Annotated in this window: 7 protein-coding genes; 3 read left to right on the top strand and 4 right to left on the bottom strand. The window is 36.5% G+C overall.

Annotated elements, in window-relative coordinates; all coding sequences use genetic code 11:
• The coding region (locus FJR04_RS24310; RefSeq protein ID WP_168499716.1) for a PAS domain S-box protein at positions 1-1,549 on the bottom strand (1,549 nt) is incomplete at its 3' end.
• Positions 1,550-1,704: 155 nt separating this feature from the next.
• Positions 1,705-2,538 (bottom strand): carbohydrate ABC transporter permease, encoded by an 834-nt coding sequence (locus FJR04_RS24305; protein ID WP_174763579.1) that lies wholly within the window; start codon positions 2,536-2,538, stop codon positions 1,705-1,707.
• 493 nt (positions 2,539-3,031) lie between these two features.
• Here FJR04_RS24305 and FJR04_RS24300 point away from each other — a divergent pair, with 493 nt between their 5' ends.
• Both FJR04_RS24300 and FJR04_RS24295 read left to right on the top strand, forming a co-directional pair.
• The gene (locus FJR04_RS24300; protein WP_168499714.1) at positions 3,032-3,868 is read left to right on the top strand and encodes a D-alanyl-D-alanine carboxypeptidase family protein; all 837 of its coding nucleotides are present in this window, start codon (positions 3,032-3,034) and stop codon (positions 3,866-3,868) included.
• A gap of 146 nt (positions 3,869-4,014) precedes the next feature.
• Entirely contained in the window at positions 4,015-4,587 is a 573-nt protein-coding gene (locus FJR04_RS24295; RefSeq protein ID WP_168499712.1) for a TIGR04376 family protein, read from the top strand.
• A 118-nt stretch (positions 4,588-4,705) separates the two neighbouring features.
• Here FJR04_RS24295 and FJR04_RS24290 read toward each other — a convergent pair whose 3' ends face one another.
• The gene (locus FJR04_RS24290; RefSeq protein ID WP_168499710.1) at positions 4,706-6,100 is read right to left on the bottom strand and encodes a collagen-like protein; all 1,395 of its coding nucleotides are present in this window, start codon (positions 6,098-6,100) and stop codon (positions 4,706-4,708) included.
• Positions 6,101-6,424: 324 nt separating this feature from the next.
• Complete coding sequence (gene acsF / locus FJR04_RS24285; RefSeq protein ID WP_168499708.1) at positions 6,425-7,501, bottom strand: magnesium-protoporphyrin IX monomethyl ester (oxidative) cyclase; 1,077 nt, start codon at positions 7,499-7,501, stop codon at positions 6,425-6,427.
• A gap of 426 nt (positions 7,502-7,927) precedes the next feature.
• Here acsF and FJR04_RS24280 point away from each other — a divergent pair, with 426 nt between their 5' ends.
• The gene (locus FJR04_RS24280) at positions 7,928-8,746 is read left to right on the top strand and encodes a hypothetical protein (protein WP_168499700.1); all 819 of its coding nucleotides are present in this window, start codon (positions 7,928-7,930) and stop codon (positions 8,744-8,746) included.
• The last annotated feature ends 161 nt before the right edge of the window (positions 8,747-8,907 follow it).

The following is an 8,907-nucleotide window of genomic DNA, read 5'->3' as shown; positions in this document are numbered from 1 at the left end:
ATATTTCCTTTTCTTGGAGAGAGGATCTTATTTGTTCTTCTGCCTGTTTGCGGTCAGTTACATCATTTTGAATGCCGATAAAATGAGTTAAATTACCGTGATCATCATAAATGGGAGAAATGCTCAGTTCATTCCAAAATAGACTCCCATCTTTCCGATAATTACGGAGGGTAACTTTACAATTTTGTTGGGTTTTTAAAGCTATACGAATATCCTTTAAACCTGGTTGTTGTCGATCTTTACCTTGCAGAAACCGACAGTTCTGCCCCATGACTTCACTTGCTGAATAACCTGTGATTTTTTCAAAAGCGGTGTTAACAAAAATTGTATTTTTGTCTGGTAGTCGAGCATCAACAATCACAATACCATTATTACTGGCAGCGATCGCTCGCTCTTGCAATTTCAGTGTTTCTTCAATCTGTTTTCTTTGGGTAATATCTTCAGCAATTCCCGCAATCCGGTAAATATTACCTTCTTGATCATGGATAGGAAAAGCCCGATCATTAATCCAGCGGATTTCTCCATCACCTCGAATTATGCGATATTGTTCATTATATTTACCACTAATTTGGTTGGGTAACGCCGCCTTAATGCGTGGTAAATCTTCTGGATGAATGAAATCTACCCATTTCTGGGATGATTGATAGAGGTCTTGACAGGAATATCCCCAAATTCTTTCATAGGCTATTGAAACATAGAGGATCTGATTTTTTTCCAGATTTGTCATCCAGAAAACACTGTCAATATTTTCTGTAATTTGATGTAAATATTCTTGACTTTGATGTAATTCTGCGGTACGTTCCATAACTCGTATTTCTAATCTTTCATTCAGTTTTTTGAGTTTTGCTTCTGTCAGCATCCACTCTTTCAATTCTTTGTGGGCTTGTTGATAGTATTGAGATTTACGAATCTTTTGTGAAAGCATTGCCAGCAGTTGATCTGACTTAGCTTTTTCCATGATTTTCATAGTTCGGACTTGAACCTGAAGTTCTATTTCAGTATTTTGTTTTTGTAGAATTTCGGTTTTTTCATTTTCTAGTTGACAAACTTTTTGGCGTAAAACATTAATTTCTTCATACATTTGCAGTGGTTCAAATGTATTAAATATACTATTTTGAGTAACAACTCCTACTAAATTACCATCGTCGTCTATCACTACTAAATAAAGTATTTTATGTTGACGAAATAAATTTAAAACTACAAAAATATTCGTAAATTCTGATATTTTTAGAGTGACTGGATGCTCAACCATTACCTCTGCTAGGGTAACTTCCTCCAAATTCACTCCCATTACTGTACATTTGATGATATCTTGTTCCGTAAAAATTCCTACTAACTGTTCTTGCTCTAGAATCGCAATACAATTAGCTTGTTCCATATTTGGAAGCTGAATATCTGGAATTATATCCATATTTGCCAGATAACACATACTCCGCATTTGACCCATTAATGTGACTGCATTAATGGCCAATGTGTCACTTTCCAATATCAAGGGACAAGGAATTATTATCCGTTCTAAATCTGAATTAGATAGTTTTTCAATGTACATTTTTATACTATTTTTCCACAAATAGACAGAAGTTCTATTAACACTTGGGGATAGACATAAAACACCATCTTTCCCTCAGTGATCTAAATTAAACCGAGTATAAAATTATAGCTAATTATTATAGCTCTTGTATGCTATTTTATCCCTCAGTATAATTAACCCTTAACTCCACTGCCAGTATCCGTAGGTACAATGTACTTCTGTAAGAACAAAAATAATACTAGCACTGGCATAATCGAAATAACTGAACCAGCCGCCACCAGCCGCCAATCTAAAGAAAATGTCCCCTCTAACTTAGCTACTCCCAAGGGTAAAGTGTATAAACTTTCATCCTGAATGACAATCAAAGGCCACAAAAAGTCACTCCAAGCACCAATAAAGACAAAGATAGCCAGAGTAATCAGTGCTGGGCGAATGGCAGGTAACATTATGTACCACCATAATCCTAACTCAGAACTACCATCTAGGCGAGCAGCTTCTTCGATTTCTTTTGGCACACCTATCAAAGCTTGCCGTAACAAAAATATACCAAAGGCAGAAGCTAAACTAGGGAAAATTACTCCCAAATAACTATTTCTTAACCCTAACTGCACTGTCAAAATATATAAAGGAATCATGACAATTTGGAAGGGAATCATAATTGTAGAGACAATGGCAATGAAAATTCCGTTTCTGCCGACAAAGGAAAGTCTAGCTAAGGGATAAGCCGCTAAAGAACAAAACAACAAATTTAAACCAACGGTTAATACTGAGACTAGGATACTGTTGTACAAGTATGTACCAAATGGTAAAGATTGCCAAACTTTAGAAAAGTTTTCTAATGTTGGTTGACTAGGTAATAATTGTGGTGGTGACTGCCAGATATTTTCGGTTGGTGATTTTAATGCTGTACTGATTAACCATAACAATGGAAACAGCATAACGATCGCGATCGCTCCTAGTATTCCATAAATCACTACAGTTTGCATCCGTGAGTTTTTTAAATTCATTATCTTATTAAAAAGGATTAAGCATGAATGTGGTTTATCGAAAAATATTGAATTAAATTATGATTATTTATGATCTAAAAAATAAACTCCCTCATAAAATTATACAACCTCTCACAACTAACAAGATCCTCAACAACAGACTAGCACAGCAGGGCGGAATTAATAATTAAAATAGGACTTACGTACAAGTCAAGAAAGAACATATCCCTTGCGGGAGTCCAAGACATACCACGAAGGAACTTGCATATCAATGATGTACAAAATCTAAATAGAAACCTATAGACAAACCTTGTAGGGGCGAAGCATTCGGGCGATAAATTATCGGTTTTTTCCCAAGTTTATTTTCCGAATGCTTCGCCCTTACACCGAATGCTGATGCTTCCAGCACGCTCCGCAAAAGCCCCTACAACTCATATCTTGTACCTTAATTACAGAAATTTTCAAAGATTTTGAGATATGATGAAATCGCAATTTTCAAAGAAAGTAATATTTTATGAAACTAATTATGCAAATAGCAGCATTTGTAACTATAATTATCTTTGTTAGTGTTACCTTAGTTTTCGCTCATAAAATTTCCCAAGATAAATTTACACTAAATCCTCAAATTTCCCAAGAATGTAGAAATAACTCTAGCGTACCTTGTCCTAATCCCACAACACTTGGAAATACACCATTTATTCCCGATCAACAACTGGATAATCAACAACGTTTTCTATCAACAATTGCCAATAAAATCTCAACTATTCCCCCCTTTGATACTTTTGAATATATTATATTGCGGGCTTATGGAACAGCATTTATTAATCAAGAACAGGGAATTACATTACCACAGAAAGTTATTTTAGACAACGAATCAGAAACACAATCTTTTCAAGATACAATCAGCATGGCTTTAGTAGATGGCACTCAAGAATGTTATTTACAAAAAACTGCGGTTGAGGCTTTAAATAAAGCCAGGATGTTAGCAAATATTTCCCTTAAATCTGGTTATTCGGGTGATTGTCTTCGCAGTTTTGCAACTAATTTAAGATTTTGGAATAAATACACCAATAGCGAAACATTAGCACAAGTAAAAGCCGGAAAAGAAACAAAAATTCTTGGTTTAGTTGCACCCCCAGGCACATCACAACATCTATGGGGACTAGCAATTGATTTACAAGTATCAACACCAGCCCAAAGACAAGTTTTAAATCAAAATGGTTGGTTTCAAACTATAATTAATGATCTTCCCCATTGGACTTATTTGGGCTGGAGTGAAGACGATTTACCCAAATTTGGATTACAACAAAAAATAGTCCAAGGAATTAAATATTGGGTAGCACCAATTTAATTTGTCAGAAGTCAGGATTTCACAAAGGAAGAAAATCTTTCTCTTCCCTCTTCCCCCTTCCTTCTTAACTGTCACCTGTCACCTGTCACCTGTCACCTCTTAACTGCTATAAAATAGTTATATATCCAACCTTTGGAGTTTTAACAGTGAGTTTATTTGATGATTTAAGTCGGTTTTTAGAAAGTCGTTTAGAAGAATTCTTGCGGAATAACCCTCATTTGGAGTTAGAAGCACTTTTAGAACAACTGCGGGAACAAGAAGAAGATACATTAAAATTAATTGCCGAGTTACAATTACAAGAGAAGCGATCGCAAGACGAAATTCTCTCCACCGCCCAAGAAATCCAAAAATGGCATATCCGTATCCAAAAAGCCCAAGCCGCAGGTAGACAAGATTTAGCCACCCCAGCCCAAGAACGAGAAGCTGCACTACTGCGAGAAGGAAATCAGATGTGGGGACATATGCAAGGTTTAAAAGAACGCATTACCCAATCTCAAGAACTACTCCGCAAAATTCAGCAGCGTCGTCAAGAAGTACAAAATCAAGTCACCGCAGCCCAAACAGCCCGAACCCAAGCCCAAACCCAGCAAAGATTAGAAACTCACGGCTGGAATGCTGCCACTAATTCTAATAGAAATTTTGATGACTTAGAAGATACATTTCGTCGTTGGGAAACCCAAGATGAACTAGAAAAACTCAAACGCAATATGGGAAAATAATTAGCAAGGAGTCAGTTGTCAGTTGTCAGTTGTCAGTTGTCAGTTGCAAAAGAATATTTTTCCCCTGCCCCTCTGCTCCCCTGCTCCCCTGCTCCCCTGCCTCCTGACTCCTACTATATCACCGTTGACGAATTACCCCTTGCCAACTAATTTTTTGTTGTGCAGAACGTCCACCTAAAGAACGAACAGCAATAATTTCAATATCAACATTTGTACCAGGATTTAAACCTTGACTAGGAATTTTTAACTTACCTAACGCTAGATTAAAACTGTTATAGCTACGACTCACCAATTCTGCGGGAATTTCCCCTTCATATAAAGTTGGGGAATTAAAAGAATCATAAAAGTTATCTTTTGCTCGATATTTCACTCGAAACTGAGTATTAATCACATCAGATTTAGCAGCTAAATCAACTACTCTTAAACTGAGATTTTGTCCCGAATTAGCAAACTCAGCCACAGCCAACCTAGTCACATCTTCTTTAGAAATAGCATGATTCACAGTATACTCTGTTAAACCTTCCGCCGTTTTAGCAGTACCATCAATCCATATATTTTCAGGAAAAGCAATATCTATTTGTTGGTTATCATTTAAACTGAGTTTTACAGATTGATTAGAAAAGTTAGAAATAGCCTTTTTTTCTTGCCAAATTAACTTTAAAGTCCCATCTAACCGCCGTTCAAACTCCCGATATTCATCAGCAATCACAGAACCAATAGCAAGTAAAGAATTTGCCCCTTGACGGATTTGCCATTTATTTTTAGAAAGATTCAACTGTTGATTTGCTAACTGAGAAATTCCTATTTCCGCAGTTGGTTTATCCCCTACTAAGGGTTCATTTCCATTAATTATACTTAAAATACCGGATCGGCCTCGTGTACCATCACGTCCATTGCTACCATCACTCCCGTCGCGTCCATCGTCACACCGATAAACTTTTTTAGTACATTTACGATTGGGAGTACCAGGAGTTCCTGTACAGGTTTCTCTCTCCCAACGTCTCCGACGACAAGCACAACCCGCCGCACCTCTAGCACCCCTTCCACTCCGTCCACCTTCGCCACCAACAGCGCGAACGGAAATTTTCTTTAAATCTGCCAAATTCGTATAATAGACAGTAAGATCGCCACCATTACCACCATTGCCACCATTACCACCGCTACCACCATTACCACCATTGGGGGCATTAATATTGTTACTTCCTTCTTCCCGCTGGTTTCTACAGCTAGGACGATCACCCTGTTCACCATCTTCGCCATCTTCTCCATTTGTACCAGATAAGTCAAGATTGACTGTTGCACCATCAGCATTTATTGTCTGGTTTTCACCGCTGCGACCATCTCGCCCGCTACGTCCATTACTGCCTCTACTGCCATCTCTATCATAATATCTAGCTATTTTTGATTCTTTGACATTCGTAGGACAGACAACCTCACCAGTAGCAGGTAATAAGTTACTAAATAAACAGAATGTGAGCAGAAATGGTAATTGATATCTAAAACTTTTGTGCATAATATATATATAAGGTTAGAGGCTATTTCGTACTACCTATTAAAACTCTTGTCTTTGCTCCTTTGCATCTTGGCGCGAAAAAAATTCATCCTATTATAATAGATGTAAATTTTTGCCAATTTGCTCCCTGTAACTCAAAAATCAGCAATAAAAAGGTGGCTTTGTTTTGGACAAAACCACCTCCCTATGGAAAATTGGCGTTGCTGAATCAGAGTATGAAATTTAAAAATTAGATTTCTTTAACTCTTAATTCTTTGCGCCTTTGCGCCTTTGCGTGAGGCTAATTCATACATTCAATCAGCAACGCCGGAAAATTAAACTCAATTAACGAGCTTGACCGTGAGTAGAAACCGTATCAATGGGTTTCATCAGATATAGTTGTAATAACTGCCAACCATGAGAAACATAGACTGGTAGTTTTTGGAAGAATTGCAGGAATTTAGGACTATTAGAGCTAGAAATTGCTGCTAATTTTTCGTTGTTCTTGACGCAAACATCTAAACGCTGATAAAAGGCTGGGTTTTCAACATCCAAAATAACTGGGAAGACTCTACCAGCAGTTTCATTGGTCTTCTTGATTACATGAATGTCATACTCTCTCGCATCTAATCCCAAAGAAGCGTAGAAGTCTTTGCGTTGAATATCATTAAGATACATAGTTGCAAATACTGACAACAAGAAGAAGCGACTCCATAGTTTCGCTTTCCAGTCATTCAACATTTGTGGCTGCGCTCTCATAACCGCATCAAAGAAATCACCGTGACGGTTTTCATCCTGACACCAGTTCTCAAAAAAGTTGAAAATTGGATAAATCCGATCTTCAGGATGGGATTCTAAATGACGATAAATAGTGATATAGCGCCAATAACCAATCTTTTCAGAAAGATAGGTCGCGTAGAAGATGAATTTGGGCTTAAAGAACGTATAACTACGGCTCTTAGTCAAAAATCCTAAATCTAAAGAAAGATTAAAGTCTGACATAGCTTTGTTCAAGAACCCAGCGTGACGGGCTTCATCCCGTGACATCAGGTTAAAGCCTTCAGCTAAAAGAGGGCTTCTATCCTTTAAGCGACGGCCGAGTTCTTTGTATAGCAAGAAACCGGAAAATTCTGCTGTACAAGAACGTTCGAGAAATTCAACGAACAATTTGCGAGTTTCTCCGTCAATAGAGTCCCAAGATTGTTCAAACTGAGCATCCCGAACAAAGTGATGGCGGTTGTAGTCAATACGGAATTCTGCAATAATAGCTTCTAATTCCTCTTCATTGACGGAAAGATCCATCTGCGCCATTTCATCAAAATCGGTTGTGTAAAACCTTGGTGTTAAAAGGGTTTCCTTTGCAGGGGACTTAACTCCGGGACGGATTTCGTCAAAGCCTGGTTTAGTGAGGGAGTTTACCATGTTTTGATTTGCTCTTTTATCTTTCTTTTCTTGATTACACCAGAAAGCTGATCCTTATGCTCTCACAAGGTGCAGACTACAAAAATTATAAATTTGTATAAAATTCAGTTTAGCAATATCTAGCCCAAAAATGGGTGGATAAATGATTAAGAGTTGCAAAAATCAACAAAAAACGGGTTACAAGTTTCTTACTTCTATGATTTTTACTAACCTACTCTGCTTCACTTTGGGCTAACAAGCAGAATTAAATACATAATATTGCGCTATCAAAATAACATAAGAGCCTAAAAATAAATTAGTTGCGTGCCTTGGTGGTTATCCCGGATAAGGTTTGATTAAAGAGGGGAAAATTAGCCTTTTCGGTAAAATCTAAAAATCTTAGCCAAGACTCTTGTAATTTTAGAGAATAGGGTTTAAGATATTTCCATGAACCTTAGCCAAGGTTTTTGGAAAAATTCAATGTCAAAAATTATATACGATGTCATCCAACGCTTTGAGGTTGAAAACGGCGTTCCTCGCTTGGTTTCAACTAATATTCAGGTAATTGAAGGTGGGGAGGATTTGCTGTCTTTAGCCATCAGTTTGCTGACTAAACTGGGTTTTTATGACAAGTTTGAGGAAAAGCGAACATCTCAATATATAGGTTATCGAGTTAATAATGCTGGTAAGGGTGCTAAACGTTACCAGTTGGTTTTATCGCAACGAAAAGAAGAATTGTGTATTTCTATTCCTCAAGAAATTTTAGAACCATATTTGTTGAAACTAAATTTTTCAACCTACTTCTTTACAAAAATTCCTGAAATTAAAAACCCAGCCAAAATGAGTTGTGCAATATCAACAAATTATTGGATAATCCCTAGCAAAAAGAATGTTTTTATTAAGCTAACTAAAGAATATCAACAAATATTTCAAGGGCAATATTTTGGTGAATTTGAAATGTTGTTAGATCATGGAATAATAAATTCTGAACATCAAGATTTTTATATTGATAATAAAATTTCTAATTTTAAATTAGAGAAAATAAATAACAATGATATAAATAGCTTTGATAAACTTCAAGAATATTTCAATAATCATCCTCTATTAAAAGACTTAGATACAAGTAAGTGTTGCTTGAAAATTGGACTTAAAGATGAAAGTAAGGACAAGCTTTTTCCCTATACATTACAAGTATGTATTAACTCCACTGAAGTTTTAGAAGAATTTATTCACCATTTTGCAAAAATATTAATGGAGAAAAACTAATGTCTGTAAAACTCAAAAGACTGGTTAATCCTTACGAAGAAAGAATGCTAGAATTTCTCCAAACTTGCATAGATGAGAATTATAAAATTCATACACAGGTAAGCTTATGCTCATTTTGTGAATTAGGTAGCAACCTTGATATTAAACTCAGAAACTTCTTC

Source organism: Anabaena sp. UHCC 0204 (assembly GCF_009711975.1).
Taxonomy (GTDB): Bacteria; Cyanobacteriota; Cyanobacteriia; order Cyanobacteriales; family Nostocaceae; genus Dolichospermum.
This window is presented reverse-complemented; position numbering and strand designations above follow the sequence as displayed.

Excerpts from the sequence above, each read along its gene's own strand:
- FJR04_RS24305 (WP_174763579.1), bottom strand. The coding sequence starts at position 2,538 with ATGAATTTAAAAAACTCACGGATGCAAACTGTAGTGATTTATGGAATA.
- FJR04_RS24300 (WP_168499714.1), top strand. The coding sequence starts at position 3,032 with ATGAAACTAATTATGCAAATAGCAGCATTTGTAACTATAATTATCTTT.
- FJR04_RS24290 (WP_168499710.1), bottom strand. The coding sequence starts at position 6,100 with ATGCACAAAAGTTTTAGATATCAATTACCATTTCTGCTCACATTCTGT.
- acsF (WP_168499708.1), bottom strand. The coding sequence starts at position 7,501 with ATGGTAAACTCCCTCACTAAACCAGGCTTTGACGAAATCCGTCCCGGA.
- FJR04_RS24280 (WP_168499700.1), top strand. The coding sequence starts at position 7,928 with ATGAACCTTAGCCAAGGTTTTTGGAAAAATTCAATGTCAAAAATTATA.